Here is an 18,354-nt window from a genome sequence, read left to right as displayed (position 1 = left end):
CGTGGCGTTCTTAGTCTGTGTTCATATAATCGGGCCTTTACGGGCAGTTAGATCCCCCGCATAGAATTTTTTGTTATTCGTAAATCATTAAAGTGGGGGTCTTACTGCCCGTTAATCTGCGATAAAAATTACTGTTAATATTGGAGGAAGCTTGTTTGATTGAAGTATATATTGATGGGGCGAGTGCGGGCAATCCCGGGCCTAGCGGTGCAGGAATTTTTATAAAAGGAAATGGAGCAGTTGAAAGATATTCCATACCGCTTGGCCATATGGAAAATCATGAAGCGGAATACTATGCATTAATTAAAGCACTTGAAATCTGTATTGAAAAGGGCTATAGGATTGTTTCCTTTCGAACTGACTCTCAGGCAGTTAATCGGGCCATTGAAAAGGAGTATGCCAAAAATAAAGGCTATGCATCCCTCTTGGAAAAGGCCTTACATTTAAGCAAACAGCTGGATTTATTTTTCATGAAATGGATACCCAGTTCTGAAAACAAGGCAGCGGATGAATTAGCAAGAGCGGCCATACGTAAGAATAAATAGAAAGTTATACACTTTTAGGATCGGAAAAAAAATGGACGAAATGGGCACCTCCTTCATTTCGTCCATATTAATATTCAAACATGATTCATTTAGACCGAAATCAATCCTTTTTCTTTAACAAACTGAATAGCCTCAAGGCGGGTATTAATCTTATTGGATATGAGCATTTCCAGCAATGATACATAAAAGCTGCCATCAAAGGATTTTTGTGCCTTTAAGGTTAGTTCTATTGCTGTGTTTGTCAGTTCATCTGTTGCATTCGTGTAATGCTTCCCAAAATAAATAAAACCAACCGCATCCTCTTGAAACTGAAAGCCTTTACTTTGTAAAAAACTTAAATAATCTTCCACTGTCTTCAAGAACATGTCATCCCTTTCCCCTTTTTAACCAAACACTCTAAATTTTACCTTATATTTCGACAATTATCTATCTTTTTTTGTGAGTAAATACCCAATCGTTCCTGTTGCAACCCCCAGCAAGGCTCCACCGATTACTTCAGCTGGATGATGACCGAGCATCTCCTTTAGTTTCTTTGGTGACTTTTCCTGCTCAAATTCGACAGACTCGTCTTTGTGAATTTTCTCAATCAATTCACCCATGCTATTTACTTTTAATGTTAATTCCCCTGTTTGTCTTCTAATCCCTTGTGCATCATACATAACGATTAGCCCATAAATTAATGAGAGAGCGAAATCGATTGTCGGTATCCCTCTTCTTAAGGCAATAAAAGTGGTTAATGATGATACTCCAGCAGAATGTGAACTTGGCATTCCGCCAGTGTGAAAAAATAATTCTGGCCTAAATTCTTTTTTCTTGAAAAAGTGAATCGGAATTTTCAAAGCTTGAGCCAATCCTATGCTTAATAAAGCAATGTATACACCTTTATTCATTTATGATCTCACCTCAATTATTAGTGTGAAGTTAGAAGAGTGTAATTATTCTTTTCGGAAATACTAGTATTGAAAACAATATTAGGGAGGTATGTAAAAGTTGGGAAAAAGAGAAAGAAATAGAGGGAAGCTTGCTTCTGGTGTGAATCCGCAAGGCTATGGACAGGATATTACCGAGGACCCTAAAAGCAAACTGGAGAATGCAGCTAAGAAAAAAAATACTAAATAAAAGAACGGCTGTCCTAAAAGCTAATAGGACAGCCTTCTATTACGCATATTGTTTTATGTCAAGCAACCGATCAAGCCCGCGAAATTCAATTTCATCAAACTTATTTATCACCTTGTCACGATTTACGGAAAACCTTGCATGGTCTAATCCACACTCAACAGGTACATCACATTTGATTTCAGCTAGTTGTCTGCTTAAATGAAGCATTTCCAAATCTTGTTCAATTTTAGTCCTTTGTGCTTTAGATAATTGATCCAAGTTTTCAAGAACGCCTTCAATATGTCCAAATTGCTGTAATAGCTTTAAGGCTGTTTTCTCACCAATTCCTTTTACCCCAGGATAATTATCACTTGAATCGCCCATAAATGCTTTTAAATCAATCATTTGCCTAGGGTGAATGCCCTTTTCTTCGTAAAATGTATCCTTCGTATGAACTAAATAATTGCCATACCCTTTTTGCAATAACACCACAGATATCCGTTCATCCAATAGCTGCAGAATATCCTGATCACCTGTAATAATGTTTACAAATGCGTCCTCTTTTACATGACTTGCTATCGTCCCAATACAGTCGTCTGCTTCATAGCCCTTCAACCCAATATTCGGAACATCAAAGGATTCCACCACTTCCTTTACAAGGTCGAACTGTGGAATTAGTTCAACAGGTGCTTCTGGCCGATTTGCTTTGTATCCGTCATACATGTCCGTTCTAAACGTTTTACTTCCCATATCCCAACAAACAGCGACATGTGATGGGTTGAAATTTGATACAGCTGCTAAAAAATGTTTAACAAACCCATAGACTCCATTCGTCGGCACACCTTTGGAATTTACCATAAATTGCCCGTGCACGGCAGTAGCAAAATAGGCTCTAAATAATAATGCCATTCCATCGACTAGCATAAATGAAGGTTTATTTTCGTTTATCAATTATCTCTCTCCCTTTTTTATTTACTCTCCCGTTTCAATATCATTTTCATCATACGATATCCAATCACTAAAGCTTCCAGCATATAGTTTAACATGTTTGTACCCTGCAGCCTTTAGTGCCATGTAATTTGGAGTGGCGGTGACTCCTGAACCGCAATAAACAATTATTTGCTTATCTTTGTCAATATCAGTGAATCTTTTTGCCTGATCTGCTCCAGTTTTGAAAGAGCCATTTTCATAACCATCTAGCCAAACCTTATTAATCGCTCCTGGGATATGGCCAGCTTTTTTATCAATTGGCTCAACTAGTCCTAAATATCGCTTACTTTCTCTAGAATCAATAATGACTATTTCTTGATTTTTCCTATCAACCACTTTTTTAACTTCTACATTGGAAGCAAAAATGGTTTCATCCATTTTTATCTCAAAAGCGGTTTTTGGAAATTCAGGAATTGCACGATCTACTGGATACCCAGCTTCTGTCCAGGCTTTATAGCCCCCATTTAATACATACACATTTTTATGACCAACATAATGTAATAGCCACAAAAGCCGGGCAGCATATGAACCCTCGCCTCCGTCATATGCTACGATAGTCGTTTGATTATGAATGCCGGCATCTTGAAGTGTCTGTCTAAATTCCTCGATTTCAGGTAACGGATGTCTGCCGCCATGAGAAGAAACGGGTCCTGATAAATCTTTCCCGAGATGAAAATATACAGCACCCGGAATATGATCATTTACATATTGTTCAAAACCTTCTTCTGAAGAGCCCAAATTATATCGACAATCAACGATCCTCATATCCTCATTATTTAAACGCTCTTTCAGCCATTCCTTTTCAACGGTCAAAATCATTCCTTCATCTCCCTCAATCTTTTTTCCATCAGCTTCTGCACATGTTCTTTCGGTGTCCAGCATTGAAATTGGTAGTTTGGTTTTGTTTCATAACCGAGACGCTGGCAATGATAAGTTATTCCTTTTTCGAATTTTTTCGCCTGAAAATGAATACAAGTTGCACATGCATGAAAGGACTGAATCTTCATTATGATTCATGAGAGAAATGAGTAATTTCTTTCTCTTTTTTCTCCAGCTCTTCAATTGGGAAGTCATCTCTTAGAACAGCTAAAAGACCCTCATAATATTCATTCGCCTGTTCAGACAGAATTGTAAGCATAAGTGAGTATTCACCGATTAGAAGTGCAGCATAATGTTTTTTCAGCTTTTCGCCTTCAATTTGCAGATAATGATCAGATAGCGGATTTATGAGCTGCTCCAATTCATCGCTTAAATTCTTTCTTTCATTTTTTTCAAAGAATGACTTTGGATTTTTAAAATGGGCTAATGCCTTTGAAAACTGGGCTCGATTCTCACTGACAAAAGCTGAATTAAACTCAATTCCTTCCATTTTTCTCGTTTCATACGGGCTAAAGCTTAATTCCTTATTAATCTCCGCAACCTTTTGACCAAGCATATCTTGAGCCTGCTTACATAATTTACCGATATACGCTTCTAATCTTAACGTTGTTGCTCTCAATTCCTGAGCAAAGTCAAATCCAAAGCTTTGCAGGAAATCTTCAAGGGCTGCTTGCAAGGCTTTCTTTAAATTACGGCCATCATCCTTAAGTGCAGCAGGGTTAAAGGCCTCCTTAATGAAATCACCATAACGCAGAAACACTCTTTGCTTTATATAAAAAACTAGCTCGGCTGCCTCTTGTTCTAATCTTTGCGTAAAAATCTCAGCATCCTGATTTTTGAACACGGCTAGAATTGTTTTTAATTCTTCTTCCAGCTGGATTCGTCTTTGAGCCTTTAATTCCTTATTTTCGTGTGATGACTGAATAAAGGTACGAAGCTGTTCCAATACACGATTCCAGCCCAATTCTGCAGAAGTGATCGAAATTTGCATAAGCTCATTTGTAATAAACGAATAAAAGCTTTCCTCAAATTTATCAATTTTAGAATGTTTCTCCTGAATGTTTTCGAGCTTTTCAGTTAAAGCCTCAAGACTTGAAAGCCCAAAAAGATTAGGTCGGCGTATTCCATATTGAACAAGCTGTTCACCAACATATTGTAAAACGGATTCTTTCTCTTCTTCATTATTTGCAAGATCAATCGCATTGACGACAAAGAACATTTTATCAAGTTCAAAGGAATCCTTAACACGCCCCAATTGGATAAGGAATTCACGGTCAGCTTTTGAGAAGGCATGATTATAGTAAGTGACAAACAGGATCGCATCTGAATTTTTGATGTAATCAAAGGCTACTCCAGTATGACGGGCATTTATAGAATCGGCTCCGGGAGTATCAACAAGTGTGATTCCTTTTCTCGTCAGCTCACAATCATAGTACACTTCAATCATATCAACAAAACAGGATTTTTCTTCTATAGCCACATAGCCTTTAAACTCTACTAGGTCAGTCTTAACGGTTGTTCCAAGTATTTCTTTAAATGAATCAAATCCTCGTAAAAAAGCATTCAAGAAGGCAAAGTGGGTCTTTTCATTTGCATCAAAATCTGAAATGCTGCTCATTACTTTTCTAATTTTCTCGATCGCATCATCGAAATCTGCTGCAGACTGACTGAAGACGTTCAATGATCTGTTTACATCTTCAAATAATATGTCGGCTGCTTTTACCTTCACTAACACTGTTCCATGAGGATTTTGATCATTAATTGGCATGATTTTATTAATCGCAGCTGTTGTCGGGTTTGGCGATACTGGAAGAAGCTTATGGCCAATTAATGCATTGGCAAATGAAGATTTTCCAGCACTGAATGCTCCGAAAAGTGCTACTGTAAATCTCTTATCTTTCAGGCGCTCTGCTTTTTGCAGCAATTCTGCAGTCATTTTTTTGAATCCAGGTACTTCTTGGATGGCATTCGCCGTAAAGTTTAATTTTTCAACTAAAGCATTTACAGCCTTTTCTTCTACTTTATCGCCAACTGTTTGAAGAGCGTTATCTATTTCATGAAAACCGTTATCTTCTTCTTTTATATCAATCACAGCTGCATTTGTTTGATGGATAACTTCAACTTCTTCAGTTGGCAAGGTAAGTAAACCTTTTGCCATTTCCGCATATTTTTGATGAGAAAATTCCCCTTCAAATAAATCATTCATGTTGACTTTCGCCGTGCGCAGACCTTCCTTTATTTCGGTTAGCATGTGCAAGTCTTCATTATATCCTTTGTATCGTTTCCATTCACTTTCTATAAGGCTCTGTTCCTTTTCGGTTTTTAAAGATAAAGTGCGTAAGAGCAATTCCTTAAATTCTGCTAAACTTTTTTTAGCCAATTTCTTAATAGATTCTGCTAGGTCATTCGTATATTGGAGAACATAGTCACCTGAAAGCAATGCACCTTCCTTTACCGTGTTAGCAATCAGATCCTTGTTAAAGAAAACAGTAAAGTTTTGTGCTCTTCCTAATAATTCGGAATCATGTACCTCATGCTCCTTTAGTTCATTAACCATTAGTTCCTTAATATGCCAGTCAATTTGCGACTTTACTTTTTCCGCAAGGTCTTGGAAAAAAAGCTCTAGACGATTCAATCTTTCCTGTTCTGTTTTTTGCCGCGAGAAAAATAGTCCTACCTTAAAGCCAGGCTGGCATGACTCGATATAGTTTTCTGCAAGCTCTCTCGTTTGGAACGGCATTAAGTAAGCATTATCCAAAACATCATCCACTTTATGAATGAAGTTAATTTCCGCTGTTTTTAGAAAAGCTCTGCCTTCATCTAGCTTAGCCTCTAATGCTGCAACCTTTTCAGCCAGTACTCCTCTCTCATCGACAGACAGTTCTTCTAATCTTTTCTCATATTTTTCAATTTCAGCCCAACTTTTTTCTTCTAAATAAATCAAATGCTCACTTGAAAGCTTATTCAATGAATGATAAACAGACTCAGGAAGCAGTAATTCGCTATTGGCAATTTTATCTGCAATAAACTTTTGTAAAGCTAAGAACTCATTTTCTTTATGGTCTTCTTTTTTTAACGATGTGTAAAATATTCTTTCTGGTATTACCCCCCAAGAGGCAAAAGAATCCTTCACACTTTGTTTAAACTGATCGAAGCTCAATTCTTCATCCCGATGCTTATCAATTTGATTAATAATTAAATAAACTTGCTTCCCAGCAGCAGCCAGCTCTTTTGTAAATAAGAAGTTCAATTCTGACTGGACATGATTATAATCCATGACATAAAATACTAAATCCGCAAGGTGCAAGGCTGACTCAGTAGCAATTCGGTGAGCATCATCCGTTGAATCGATGCCCGGCGTATCCATAATCACCGCATTTTTCGGCAGGCTCGTATCAGAATAGCTAATTTCAATTGAATGGATTTGGTCTCCATCCTTACAATAGGATTTCACTTGATTATAATCATAGGGAGCCAGATATAATCTCGGATTGCCTTCTTTAAAAATGACCTTTGCATAATCCTCTCCCGATTTAATTTTTACTAAATTTGCGCTTGTCGGGATCGGGCTGGATGGCAGCAAGTTTTCACCAATAATTTTATTGATCATGCTTGATTTTCCGGCAGAAAAGTGCCCGCAAAATGCAATTGCATATTCTTTTTTATCAAGCTTTATAGCTAGGTCCTTTGCCCTTTCTGCTGTTTGATTATCTTGATTTTTATTAAAATATTCATATAAAGCCGTTATCCTGTTAATTAAATCAACCGTATCTAGCTGAAGTTCCGTTCGAACCATGAATACGTATCCCCTTGTTCAATCATTTTCCTTCTATTCTAAATGATTTTTCTTATAATGCCTATATTTAGAATATGGAACTTAACATTTTTATGACTGTTTTCTTCAGAGTGAAAAAAATAAAACCAGGTCTTCACCTGGTTATGTAGGAATAGAATTTATAGTCTTGTATGTGGCTTTGCAACATGATTTAAAACATATTTCATAACTAAAGCATAGGCTGTTACTGTACCCGCAATAAAAATCGCTACCATCTGTAACAACACCTTCCTGTTAATGAGAATAATTTTCAAATTCAATTAGAATTTTATCATTAACGATAATCATTTTCAATAGAAGTTCCGCAAATACTTTTTTCAAATTTTCGTGAGGCTTGATCCGTGTGAAAAAGCTTGTTCATATGCCGTTAATTTCTTTAATGCATTTTCTTCAGCTGGAATTCTAATCGCCAAAATGATGATATTCATTATAGTAAAGAGCGCCGTTGTTATATAGGCTTCAAACATAAGTGGTATAATGAGAAATTCAGCAGAAACAATGATATAATTAGGATGTTTGAAGAAACGATACGGTCCCTTTCTAATGATCCTAGCATTAGGCAAAACAATAATTTTTGTATTCCAATATGGGCCTAGAGATTTAAGCGCCCAAATTCTCCCTGCTTGTGTAAGTAAAAATAATGGGAATAGGATGGGCCAATAGGAGGAAACTTCATGGCCAACAAAGCTTACCTCTAATATGTAGGAAACAAAAAACAAACTATGTACGGCTACAATGAAAGGATAATGTGATTGTCCAAACTCAAGCGCTCCTTGGCTTTTCATAAAGCGTTCGTTTTTCTTTGCAATTATTAATTCAACTATTCTCTGCAAAATAGTCACTGTAATAAAAATCGTAAAAAGCATTTGCTAATTCTCCCATCTCAGCAACAGCATTTCCGAACAAAATCCCGGTCCTAAAGCGGTTGCAAGACCGTATTCTCCCTTTTTCCCTATTTCCATAAACCTTTTTAATACATATAATATGGTCGTTGAAGACATATTTCCGTATTCTTTAAGAACCTCGAGAGAAATCCTTGTCATTTCCGGTTCGAAACCGATGGATTGAATATAGGCATCAATCACTTTTTTTCCGCCGGGATGTGCAATGAAATAGTTAATTTCATCTATCTCCATTCGTTCTTTCACCAAAAAGTCTAAAACAGCAGGCTTGAGCCAGCTTTCTATTATCGAGGGTATATCTTTCGAAAAAACAACATAAAGGCCTTTACTCTTTACTTCCCAGCCCATCACATCTAATGAATCCTGCATGAACGTTGATTGGGTACGAAGAATGGCGGGTACTGATTCAAGCTTCTGAAAGGTATTTCTATCAGCCTGATCCCCTGCAATGAGTGCACATGCAGCACCATCGGCAAAAAGAGAGGTGCCAATTAAGTTACTTTTCGAACGATCATTCATTTGAAAGGTTAAGCTGCATAATTCAATTGCAAGCACAATGACTTTTGCTTTTGGAAAAGCAAGGCAATATTCATATGCCCTCGACAATCCCGAAGCTCCGCCAGCACAACCTAATCCCCAAATGGGAATTCTCTTTGTATGTGGATGGAAGATAAGCCTGTTCATGATTCTTGCCTCAATACTTGGTGTAGAAATCCCAGTGCTCGAGATGAAAAAAATAGCATCAATTTCTTCGTACGCTATATCTCTGCTGAGGAAATCCTTACTCTTCAAACAATTTTCAATTGCTTCAACACCTAGCTCTACAGCGCATTCTATGTATGCTTGATTTCTTTCTTCAAATGTTTTCTCCTTTTTATACCATTCCATATCTTTCACAAAATGCCGTTTTTCAATTTGACCATTATGAAATGCCCTTAATAACCTTTCAATATTCGAAAAGGATTCGGAAAATAGATCTCTAGCAAATTCCATTACCTCTTCCTGATTGAGAGAATGGACAGGTATAGCTTCTGCAACAGAGACAATTGATGGCATATCGATCTCTCCTTCTTTATGCTTATCGTTAATTTTTCCCAATAAATGCATAATATTCATTTAACTTCACAGTTAGGGGCACAGAAGAAGCAAACATAGTGACATAACTAAAAAAAGCTCCCTCTGACTGAGGAAGCTAACGTTTTGAAGGAGTTGCTGTGCATCTATTATTATAAATTCTTTTTATTGAGGAAGCATCACCAAAACATTACCAAATGTGTTAATACAAAGAATATGTCGTTTAGATTATCAAGGAAATAAGTAACAGAATATAATTTTTTTCATCAATTTTTAACAATTTCTTTTTAATAAAATGTTAAAATAGGACTATTGATGTTCTTGGGGGAATGCTGTATGTCGATCACAAAAAGTGTAACTGATATTTTGAACGGAACAATTGAGGCTGTAAAATCGGTTGTGCCATTAGAGATTCATGTAGAAAAACCAGCCCTATTTACCCAGCCCTTCACTCAGCATTCCATAGGAGTCTTAATTGGGATGACAGGTGATGCAAGAGGACGAATTATCATCGATGGCGATGAATTGGTTTTTGGCAAGATTGGTGAAGCTATGTTTGGAATGGTGCTTGAAGGTGAAATGCTAGAATCCTTTGCTGGTGAGCTTGGTAATATGATTGCAGGAAGCATTTCAACCTATGTCTCACAGAGAGGATTTGAGATGGATATTACTCCCCCAACTGTTTTGGTCGGACAAACGAAGGTATATGGTTTCACTAAAGCCTTTCGCTTGCCAGTCACTATTCGTGATGCGGGAAGCTTGATGATTGTATTAATGGTAGAAGTCGGATAACACGTAATTAACGTACCCAGTTACTTTGGAGGTTAATCATTATTAGGGTTATTTTGTTTTTGGACTTCGATAATAATCTTTTTTTCTGCTAGCGCTCCACAAACTTTGCAAAACTCTTTCTTGTGATAGATAAGTCTGCAATGATCGCAATAATATTTTTCCATTCTTGATGTTCACATCCTGTAGAGTTTCGGTTAAACCATTATATTTACATAAATATGGATGTGTGAAAGTAAAAATACGTGGGAAATTAGGGAAATCCATTAAACAACAAAACCGCCCATCAGGCGGTTTCTTCTTTATGAAGCAAATCCTTATATGGATGTTGTTTCATTGCTTCATTCCACAACTTTTTCCTGTGCAAAAGTTACCTCCCCATTTTCCAGTGAGCTTACTATAGCTAGTGATTCTACACGATATTCATCTTTTCGAAGGATTTTGCCCCCATCCTGGAAACCTTTTTCAATGACAATTCCAATTCCAGCAATTTTAGCATTTGCTTGCTTAACCATATCAATAAGTCCCATTGCTGCCTGACCGTTTGCCAGGAAATCATCAATAATCAGTACGCGATCATCCGTATGTAAATATTTTGATGAAATAGAGATTTCATTCGATTCCTGCTTTGTAAATGAATAAACATTGGCAGTATATAGTTCATTTATTAAGGTTAATGATTTACGTTTTCTAGCAAAGATAACAGGTACGTTTAACTGTAAACCTGTCATGACTGATGGCGCGATTCCAGAAGATTCAAGTGTTAATATTTTTGTAATGCCTTCGTTACGGAAACGGCTGGCAAATTCATTTCCGATTTCATACATCAACAGAGGATCAATCTGGTGGTTCAGAAAAGCGTCTACCTTTAGCACAGTATCTGAAAGCACAATACCATCCTCTTTAATTTTGTTCTTTAATAACTCCATTATTCAGGTCCCCCTCGTAAATAAAAGATTCCGCTTAATTAAAGTACGAAAAAAACTCCTGAAAATCAATGTCCACATTATTATAATGTGTGAGGCAAAGATCTTCAGGCTTACACAATAAATCTATTCACTTCCTATTATAAACAGGAATAACTGATCTTCACAATTTCTTCACAATTCTCTTCCTTTTTATGTGATATACATCACTGTTTTATCAATTTTTCACTATTACCATAGTGATAAAGTAACGAATGAACAATTTGTGAACTCAGAAAAACCATCTAGATTCTCTTTAATAGTAGAGTATTATGAAATTGTAATCATTTACTTTTTCCAAATTTCCGAAAGGAGTGAAGAAAATGGCGAAACCAGAACTAAGTAGACAACCAGAAACTGAAATTGAAGATAGTTCCTCATTAAAGGGGACGTTGGCATCTGTAATGATTTTAGGAGTAATCTTAATCGTTACTTGGGTTAGCATTTATTCATTATTCTTAGATCGTTCTTAATAGTTGAAAGGGGAAAAAAGCCATGCATATGCATAAGTTTGAAAAAATTTGGCTTATTTTTGGAATCGGTTCGCTGCTCGTATTTTTAACTGTTATAGGGGTTAGCGCGTTCTATTTAGGAAATCAGCCGCCAAGCTGTTTAGCAGTCATAGATCCAGAGAAAGTTGATACAACAGCGCCATTTAATGAACCTGGTCTTAAAAAGGTTGAAGGGAAGGAATGGGATTACGAACTAGTATTTGTAGCATCTGCCTTCAATTATGAGCCTGGTGAGGTTCAAATTCCTAAAGGTGCAAAAGTTAAAGTCATTGCCACCACAAAAGATGTTATCCACGGCTTTGAAGTAGCCGGCACAAACGTTAATATGATGCTAGAGCCAGGCTACATAAGNNTGGTCACCATATGATGACTTCGAAAATTGAGGTGGTTGAATAATGCTTACACAAGAAGCAACTGCAAAAGCTGACCGCCGTGACGGCAAAATGACAAAAGCAAACATTACGCTGAAGCAACAAGCAAATACAAAAGTTGACCGCCGTGATGGTAAATTAGCAATGGCCCACTTCTATGTGGCATTCATCGCCCTAGCAATTGGCGGACTTGCAGGTTTATTACAAGTATTAGTTCGTTCAGGAAAATTTGTTTTGCCTGCTGGAATTGGTTATTATCAAATTCTTACGGTTCACGGTGTTGTATTAGGACTTGTTCTAACTATATTCTTTATCATTGGATTTATGATTTCTTCAGTAAGCAAAACTTCAGGAACCTTTACTGGACGCCAGCGGACCATTGGCTGGATCGGATTTTGGCTAAAGACTATCGGTACTGTAATGGCTGCTACAATGATTCTATTAAATGAAGCTACAGTATTATTTACTTTTTACGCACCACTTCAAGCCCATTTTCTATTCTACCTAGGCTTAACATTAGTCATTGTCGGAACTTGGTTTGATAGTGCAATAGTTTACATGAAATATGGCGAATGGAAAAAAGCAAATCCTGGGACGCCAAGCCCTCTTCTCACTTTCATGTCAGTGATTACATTTATTATGTGGGATGTAGCGACAATTGGTGTAGCGGTAATGGTTTTATTCCAATTATTACCATGGTCACTTGGTCTAGTAGACACTATTAACATCGGTGTCAGCCGTACATTATTCTGGTATTTTGGACACCCGCTAGTTTACTTCTGGTTATTGCCAGCTTATATGGCATGGTATGTCATTATCCCAAAAATAATCGGCGGAAAGATTTTCTCAGACTCTTTAGCTCGGATGTCATTTGTTCTATTATTGCTTTTCTCAATCCCAGTTGGTTTCCACCATCAGTTGTTGGAGCCCGGAATTGATCCAGCTTGGAAATTCTTACAGGTTGTATTAACATTCCTTGTTGTTATTCCATCTATGATGACGGCTTTCTCACTATTTGCTACTTTCGAAAGCTTCGGACGTTCAAAAGGTGCAAAAGGACTATTTGGCTGGTTTAAGAAGCTTCCATGGGGAGATGCACGCTTTACAATTCCATTTATCGGAATGCTATCCTTTATCCCTGGCGGAGCTGGCGGTATTGTTAACGCTTCTCACCAAATGAACCAAGTTGTTCACAATACGATTTGGGTTACAGGTCACTTCCATTTAACAGCTGCTACTGCAGTTATGCTTACATTCTTCGGCATTTCTTTCTGGTTAATTCCACACTTAACTGGCAGAGTATTTACGAAGAAATTAAATAAATTAGCAATGATTCAAGGGATAATTTGGACAATTGGGATGACATTTATGTCTGGAGCTATGCATGCCGCTGGACTACTTGGTGCACCTCGCCGCTCAGCCTACTCTGAATACGGTGGCGCTCCACAAGCATTAGAATGGATTCCATATCAGATTGCACAAGCAGTTGGCGGATCTATCCTATTCATTGGTATTATCCTTATGCTTTACATTTTTGTTAATCTTGCCTTCTTCGCTCCTAAAGGAGATCAGGAATTCCCTGTTGGCGAAGTAGCAGATGAGGCAGAAAAGACTCCAATGGTTTTCGACAACTGGAAATTATGGGTTGGTATTACAGCTGCATTGATTCTTTTCGCTTATACACTACCACTCATTGATTTAATCCAAAATGCGCCTCCGGGAGCTAAAGGATTTAAATTATGGTAATTTGAAAAGCGGAAGCGCCTTCGGAACAATCAAAGGACAATTGTTCCTGCGATGAATATTCGCAGAAGCTTTCCTTTGTGTCCACCCCCGACAAGCACAAGACGAGCCTCACGGAAAGATGTACTTTATCTTTCCGGGAGGCTTGGCTTGTGACCTCGAGGNNGTCGACACTAGTACGTCCTGTACGTTTGGGGTAGGCGCTGTAGCTAGATCGATAAAACATAAGCACTCCGAAATTCGGAGTGCTTTTTCTTATGAAATCTTCTCTTCTAACGGTTTTGCTCCCTTTTTGCGGAAGGTTACATTGACGATAATGACAGAGCAAAGAATTAATATGGCACCTGTAATTTGAATAAAACCTAGTATCTCCCCATAAAGCATAACACCTAACAACGTAGCAACGACCGGTTCAACCGTTGCAATGACCGCAGCCTTGCTCCCCTCTGTCTTCTCAAGACCCCATGTGTATATAAAATACGCTAATACAGTTGGAATAAACCCTAAGCCAATCCCATACAAAAGCACATGTGAATCCATTAATAAATCAAGCTTTTTCCAAAGCTGTGTAATCGGCAATAAGAATACGGAAGCCAAAATAAAGGTATATAACGTAACAGTAAAAGGTTGATATTTTCGCAGAGCAAACTTTCCAAATATCGTATACAACGCATATCCAAGCCCGGATCCTAAGCCAGTTAATATGCCAATAAAGGTTATCTTACTTGCACCCGCCGAAACCCCTGCTATTAAAATACATCCTATAATGGTACCTAGGACAGCCAGTATTTTATTCAGATTTAAGCTTTCCTTCAAAAATATAAAGGATAAAATCGTGACGAAGGCAGGAGAGGTATATAATAGAATAACTGCTATTGAAATATTCATCTGACCTATAGTCGTAAAATAACAAAAATTAAAGAATACTACACTTAATATGCCTGTGCCTATAAACAGTCTTACATCCTTCATTTCCTTTAATTTCATATTGTTTCGATACTTAAATAAACCAATTAATAGTAAGAATATAGCCGCATATATGACTCTAATTGCCACAATTTCCATTGGTGCAAACCCATAATCCGCTAACCCTTTAACGAAGATTGCAATAATTCCCCAGAGACTGGCTCCCGCTGCAATCATAAAATAAGGTAGAAGCCTCTTCATTTATTTCTCTCCTTAAAGGAAGGGAATGACTATAGTCATCCCCCATGTCAACCTAGTTTAATTTATAAACTTTGCTGTACTTTTCATCCAAGTATTTTATTAAGTGTTGTGCATTTAACCCTTCACCTGTGGCATCTTTAAGAATTTCAAGCGGTTTTTTGAGCTTTCCAAACTTGTGGACTTTCTCTGTGAACCATTCCTTAATCGGAAGCAAGTTTCCTTCTTCTAATAGCTGGTCAAAATTTGGCAAGTCTTTCAGCATCGCATTCTTTAGCTGGGCCGCGTACATATACCCTAGAGCGTAAGATGGAAAATATCCAAACATCCCACCTGACCAATGTACATCCTGAAGAACTCCATTACCATCATAATCAGGTCTTATACCTAAGTATTCTTCATACTTATCATTCCAGACTTTCGGCAGATCTCTAACCTCAATTTCATCATTAAATAACCCTTTTTCAATTTCATAGCGGATAATAACATGCAAAGGATAAGTTAATTCATCTGCTTCAATACGAATAAGCGATGGCTTAGATTCATTGATAGCCAAGCAAAAATCATCCACCGTAACCTCATCAAATTGCCCTGTAGAATATTCCTTTAATAAATTGAAATTCTTTTTCCAAAAGGATGGATTGCGCCCGACAAAGTTTTCATAGAAAAGTGACTGGGATTCATGAATTCCCATTGAGGTGCCATCGCATAGTGGAGTACCGATTAAATCTTGTGAAATATTTTGTTCATATAACGCATGCCCGCCCTCATGAATTGTACCAAACACAGCTGTCTGGAAATCGTTCTCATCGTATCTTGTCGTTACACGAACATCACCTGGATTCAATCCTATTGCAAAGGGATGAACGGTCTCATCGAGTCTGCCCGCATTAAAGTTATAGCCCATTTGCTCTAAAATTTCCAAGCTAAATTGACGTTGGTTTTCCTTTGGGAAGTGCTCCAATAAAAATTCAGTATGTGGTTTATTTGCAGACTCATTAATTTTTTGTACAAGTGGAACGATTTTTTCCCTCAATTCTCCAAAAACTTGATCTAATGCTTCAACTGTAATTCCGGGTTCATACATATCAAGCAAGGTATTATATTTATTACCTTCATAGCCCCAGTAATTGATAAAGCGCTTTGTCGTAGCAACAAGTTTCTCTAAATGTGGCTCAAACATCGCAAAATCAGATTTTGCCTTTGCCTCTTCCCAAATACTTTCTGCCTTCGCTTGAAGAATAACATATTCCTTATATTCAGCTGGAGGAATTTTTTTATTGCGGTCATATTCCTTTTTACATTCAGCTAAAGTCTTCTTCGTTATGTCCGATAAAGCATGATCTCCTGATAATTTTTCTATGTATGCTGCCATTTCTTCCGAAGTAGACATATTAAAAACGTCTGAAGATAGCATTCCAATCACTTCAGAGCGCTGCTCAACCGCTTGTTTCGGTGCCCCGGTACGTAGATCCCAATAAATTAATGACAGTGCCTCATTATAAGCTTCTATTTTCTTTACATATTCTAAGAAATCCTTTTCTGCTTGCTGTAATTCCTCATTCATGGAAATTCCCCCTATTGTTTAAATACTCTTTCTATTTTAACACATTCCCCCGAAAGTGAAGATTGTATTTCCTCTTTTATATGTAAAAAAAAGACAACAGTCCCACTGTTATCTCTTTAATCGATGTTTATTTATAGTTTCTTACTTTCTTCCAATTGCCACTTTCCAAAGATCCGGTCCTTCTTCTAGATACTCCCAAGTGAAATCATTTTCTCTTTCTATCATAAATTGATATTGCAGCGGTTTTGGATCATGATCATTGACAAGCAGCATAAACTCTCCAGATTGTAAAGAATCAAATGCTTTAAAAATGGTAGGATGCTTCTCTCGCGGCGGAAAATCTGGTGCTATAACGGTTTGGGCAAACTCGATCATTTTTTCTCCTCCTTAACTATACTTACAAACGTATTGTATAAAATAATCTCTTGATAAAAAGTGAGCATGGTCACTGCGAATAAAGACTTTTCTCAGGAGACCTAAAAGGAATGATTCACCAAAATCGTTTTCTGCATGAAAAACAGTTATAATATAGGAGACAGACTATGAATTATAGGAAGAGATACTTTGAAACAATTTATTTTTATTATCGTTTTAATTTCTTTTATTGACATGTTTGCACAACTCCCCATTATGAGTCCTTTTGCAAAGGAACTTGGAGCAACCCCTGCGTTAATTGGATTAGCTGTTGGTATGTATTCTTTTTCGAATATGTTCGGAAATATTCTCGCGGGGTATTGGATTGATAAACATGGTCCGAAGAAAGTATTACTGGCTGGCTTTTTTCTTACAGGTTTGATTCTTCTCCTTTACATAATGGTCTCTACTCCATGGCAATTAATCACAGTAAGATTCCTCCATGGTCTATTTAGCGGCTTTCTCGTGCCTGCAGCCTTTACAGTCGTTGCAAATAGGGGAAAAGAAGGAAAACAAGGTAAGTCAATGGCCGTTTCCGGAGTGGCAGTCGGCATTTCAGCCATAATTGGACCTGCCTTTGGCGGGATCATCGCTTCGAAATACGGAGTGAATTGGGTATTCATTATTATTGCCATTGTTATGCTTATCATTTTTGCATTGTCATCCTTTGTTATCCCTAATAAATCAACAACAATATCAAGGAAAATTGAACCTCCTGTTAAAACACTCATAACTTTATTAAAAAGCCCTATGCTTTCGATTAGTTTTAGCGGTGCTTTTTCCTTAATGTTTGCCCAAGGGGTATTAGCCTACATGCTACCTTTGCAGGTGGAATCACTTCAATTCGGCACTCAATATAGCGGAATTCTCCTTAGTACATTTGGGATCACCGCGATATTAATTTTTGCTTTACCGACCAATCGGCTCTTTGATCGCTATCAACACCATATTACGATGATGGTTGGTATGAGTATCATTGGGATAGCACTCATTTTCCTTAGCATGTCAACATCATTGTCACTCTTATTTATCTGTATGGTTATTTATGGTACTGGTTTCGCATTCCTTTTTCCATCTATCTCAGCTATGCTTGTAAAACATACTGATCTTGAAACTAGAGGAAAAGCATTCGGTTTATTTTATGCCTTTTTCTCGCTTGGAGTTGTCGTGGGCTCCTCCTTAACAGGCGTTCTAGCCGTATCCTTCGCAACGGGTTTTGTTATTGCTGCATGTATTTTATTTGCAAATACGATGTGGATGCTCCTTTATTTTAGAAGCAAGGCTCATGTTACTGAAGGAATGGAGTGAACAAAAGGTGAATGAATACGTAAGTAATTGTGCCGATTGTGGAAAGATGCTATATTGTTTAAATGGTTTTTTTAATGGTGTTCATACAGAGAATAATGAATCATTATGCTTTGATTGTGCTGATAAGAAGAAGAAATCCGAAGAATGAATACGGATTTCTTTTTTTATTTTCTCAATTGAGAATGATAATCATAAATT

General features: G+C 37.3%; 18 protein-coding genes and 1 pseudogene. 7 read left to right on the top strand and 12 right to left on the bottom strand.

Features of this window, described 5'->3' with window-relative positions:
* Positions 1–155 precede the first annotated feature (155 nt).
* Positions 156–545 (top strand): reverse transcriptase-like protein, encoded by a 390-nt coding sequence (locus V7149_RS03125; protein ID WP_335344201.1) that lies wholly within the window; start codon positions 156–158, stop codon positions 543–545.
* Positions 546–634: 89 nt separating this feature from the next.
* Here the strand turns inward: V7149_RS03125 and V7149_RS03120 are convergent, their stop codons facing one another.
* Positions 635–904: a DUF6123 family protein gene (locus tag V7149_RS03120; RefSeq protein WP_335344200.1), complete on the bottom strand. Its 270-nt coding sequence runs from the start codon at positions 902–904 to the stop codon at positions 635–637.
* A 63-nt stretch (positions 905–967) separates the two neighbouring features.
* Positions 968–1,435: a divergent PAP2 family protein gene (locus V7149_RS03115; RefSeq protein ID WP_335344199.1), complete on the bottom strand. Its 468-nt coding sequence runs from the start codon at positions 1,433–1,435 to the stop codon at positions 968–970.
* Positions 1,436–1,535: 100 nt separating this feature from the next.
* On the opposite strand from V7149_RS03115, the gene sspL reads away from it, so the two are divergent.
* Positions 1,536–1,664, top strand: a complete 129-nt coding sequence (sspL, locus tag V7149_RS03110) for a small, acid-soluble spore protein L (RefSeq protein WP_066294554.1) — start codon at positions 1,536–1,538, stop codon at positions 1,662–1,664.
* A 39-nt stretch (positions 1,665–1,703) separates the two neighbouring features.
* Here the strand turns inward: sspL and V7149_RS03105 are convergent, their stop codons facing one another.
* From V7149_RS03105 to V7149_RS03080, 6 genes are all read right to left on the bottom strand, one after another.
* Positions 1,704–2,591 (bottom strand): 5'-3' exonuclease, encoded by an 888-nt coding sequence (locus tag V7149_RS03105; protein ID WP_335344209.1) that lies wholly within the window; start codon positions 2,589–2,591, stop codon positions 1,704–1,706.
* A gap of 24 nt (positions 2,592–2,615) precedes the next feature.
* The gene (locus V7149_RS03100; RefSeq protein WP_335344198.1) at positions 2,616–3,452 is read right to left on the bottom strand and encodes a sulfurtransferase; all 837 of its coding nucleotides are present in this window, start codon (positions 3,450–3,452) and stop codon (positions 2,616–2,618) included.
* The gene (locus V7149_RS03095; RefSeq protein ID WP_335344197.1) at positions 3,449–3,640 is read right to left on the bottom strand and encodes a hypothetical protein; all 192 of its coding nucleotides are present in this window, start codon (positions 3,638–3,640) and stop codon (positions 3,449–3,451) included. The genes V7149_RS03100 and V7149_RS03095 overlap by 4 nt, the downstream gene beginning before the upstream one ends.
* Entirely contained in the window at positions 3,640–7,308 is a 3,669-nt protein-coding gene (locus V7149_RS03090; protein ID WP_335344196.1) for a dynamin family protein, read from the bottom strand. The genes V7149_RS03095 and V7149_RS03090 overlap by 1 nt, the downstream gene beginning before the upstream one ends.
* A 356-nt stretch (positions 7,309–7,664) precedes the next feature.
* Positions 7,665–8,213 (bottom strand): isoprenylcysteine carboxyl methyltransferase family protein, encoded by a 549-nt coding sequence (locus V7149_RS03085; protein ID WP_335344195.1) that lies wholly within the window; start codon positions 8,211–8,213, stop codon positions 7,665–7,667.
* Between the two features lie 3 nt (positions 8,214–8,216).
* Complete coding sequence (locus tag V7149_RS03080) at positions 8,217–9,305, bottom strand: type III polyketide synthase (protein WP_335344194.1); 1,089 nt, start codon at positions 9,303–9,305, stop codon at positions 8,217–8,219.
* Positions 9,306–9,659: 354 nt separating this feature from the next.
* Here V7149_RS03080 and V7149_RS03075 point away from each other — a divergent pair, with 354 nt between their 5' ends.
* The gene (locus V7149_RS03075; protein ID WP_335344193.1) at positions 9,660–10,115 is read left to right on the top strand and encodes a chemotaxis protein CheX; all 456 of its coding nucleotides are present in this window, start codon (positions 9,660–9,662) and stop codon (positions 10,113–10,115) included.
* A gap of 338 nt (positions 10,116–10,453) precedes the next feature.
* On the opposite strand, the gene V7149_RS03070 is transcribed toward V7149_RS03075, so the two are convergent.
* A complete protein-coding gene (locus tag V7149_RS03070; RefSeq protein ID WP_335344192.1) occupies positions 10,454–11,041 on the bottom strand; it encodes a xanthine phosphoribosyltransferase in 588 nt (195 codons plus the stop codon).
* 359 nt (positions 11,042–11,400) lie between these two features.
* Here V7149_RS03070 and V7149_RS03065 point away from each other — a divergent pair, with 359 nt between their 5' ends.
* The 3 genes and pseudogenes from V7149_RS03065 to V7149_RS03055 all read left to right on the top strand — a co-directional run bounded on the left by V7149_RS03065 (position 11,401) and on the right by V7149_RS03055 (position 13,706).
* Complete coding sequence (locus tag V7149_RS03065) at positions 11,401–11,550, top strand: cytochrome c oxidase subunit 2A (RefSeq protein WP_315665247.1); 150 nt, start codon at positions 11,401–11,403, stop codon at positions 11,548–11,550.
* 22 nt (positions 11,551–11,572) lie between these two features.
* Positions 11,573–11,985: pseudogene (locus V7149_RS03060) on the top strand (cytochrome B5).
* A gap of 47 nt (positions 11,986–12,032) precedes the next feature.
* Positions 12,033–13,706: a b(o/a)3-type cytochrome-c oxidase subunit 1 gene (locus V7149_RS03055; RefSeq protein ID WP_335344208.1), complete on the top strand. Its 1,674-nt coding sequence runs from the start codon at positions 12,033–12,035 to the stop codon at positions 13,704–13,706.
* A gap of 252 nt (positions 13,707–13,958) precedes the next feature.
* On the opposite strand, the gene V7149_RS03050 is transcribed toward V7149_RS03055, so the two are convergent.
* The 3 genes from V7149_RS03050 to V7149_RS03040 form a co-directional block, all read right to left on the bottom strand.
* A complete protein-coding gene (locus tag V7149_RS03050; protein WP_335344191.1) occupies positions 13,959–14,870 on the bottom strand; it encodes a DMT family transporter in 912 nt (303 codons plus the stop codon).
* Between the two features lie 52 nt (positions 14,871–14,922).
* Positions 14,923–16,434, bottom strand: coding sequence for a carboxypeptidase M32 (locus tag V7149_RS03045; RefSeq protein WP_335344190.1), 1,512 nt, complete (start codon positions 16,432–16,434; stop codon positions 14,923–14,925).
* A gap of 141 nt (positions 16,435–16,575) precedes the next feature.
* Positions 16,576–16,809, bottom strand: a complete 234-nt coding sequence (locus V7149_RS03040; protein ID WP_335344189.1) for a DUF2249 domain-containing protein — start codon at positions 16,807–16,809, stop codon at positions 16,576–16,578.
* 189 nt (positions 16,810–16,998) lie between these two features.
* Between V7149_RS03040 and V7149_RS03035 the strand changes: the two genes are divergently transcribed.
* Positions 16,999–18,156: an MFS transporter gene (locus V7149_RS03035; protein WP_335344188.1), complete on the top strand. Its 1,158-nt coding sequence runs from the start codon at positions 16,999–17,001 to the stop codon at positions 18,154–18,156.
* The last annotated feature ends 198 nt before the right edge of the window (positions 18,157–18,354 follow it).

The organism is Bacillus sp. JJ1503 (assembly GCF_036965125.1).
Lineage (GTDB): Bacteria > Bacillota > Bacilli > Bacillales > Cytobacillaceae > Cytobacillus.
This window is presented reverse-complemented; position numbering and strand designations above follow the sequence as displayed.

Excerpts from the sequence above, each read along its gene's own strand:
- V7149_RS03090 (WP_335344196.1), bottom strand. The coding sequence starts at position 7,308 with ATGGTTCGAACGGAACTTCAGCTAGATACGGTTGATTTAATTAACAGG.
- V7149_RS03080 (WP_335344194.1), bottom strand. The coding sequence starts at position 9,305 with ATGCCATCAATTGTCTCTGTTGCAGAAGCTATACCTGTCCATTCTCTC.
- V7149_RS03085 (WP_335344195.1), bottom strand. The coding sequence starts at position 8,213 with ATGCTTTTTACGATTTTTATTACAGTGACTATTTTGCAGAGAATAGTT.
- V7149_RS03055 (WP_335344208.1), top strand. The coding sequence starts at position 12,033 with ATGACAAAAGCAAACATTACGCTGAAGCAACAAGCAAATACAAAAGTT.
- V7149_RS03070 (WP_335344192.1), bottom strand. The coding sequence starts at position 11,041 with ATGGAGTTATTAAAGAACAAAATTAAAGAGGATGGTATTGTGCTTTCA.
- V7149_RS03050 (WP_335344191.1), bottom strand. The coding sequence starts at position 14,870 with ATGAAGAGGCTTCTACCTTATTTTATGATTGCAGCGGGAGCCAGTCTC.
- V7149_RS03040 (WP_335344189.1), bottom strand. The coding sequence starts at position 16,809 with ATGATCGAGTTTGCCCAAACCGTTATAGCACCAGATTTTCCGCCGCGA.
- V7149_RS03115 (WP_335344199.1), bottom strand. The coding sequence starts at position 1,435 with ATGAATAAAGGTGTATACATTGCTTTATTAAGCATAGGATTGGCTCAA.
- V7149_RS03075 (WP_335344193.1), top strand. The coding sequence starts at position 9,660 with ATGTCGATCACAAAAAGTGTAACTGATATTTTGAACGGAACAATTGAG.
- V7149_RS03095 (WP_335344197.1), bottom strand. The coding sequence starts at position 3,640 with ATGAAGATTCAGTCCTTTCATGCATGTGCAACTTGTATTCATTTTCAG.
- V7149_RS03065 (WP_315665247.1), top strand. The coding sequence starts at position 11,401 with ATGGCGAAACCAGAACTAAGTAGACAACCAGAAACTGAAATTGAAGAT.
- V7149_RS03100 (WP_335344198.1), bottom strand. The coding sequence starts at position 3,452 with ATGATTTTGACCGTTGAAAAGGAATGGCTGAAAGAGCGTTTAAATAAT.
- V7149_RS03045 (WP_335344190.1), bottom strand. The coding sequence starts at position 16,434 with ATGAATGAGGAATTACAGCAAGCAGAAAAGGATTTCTTAGAATATGTA.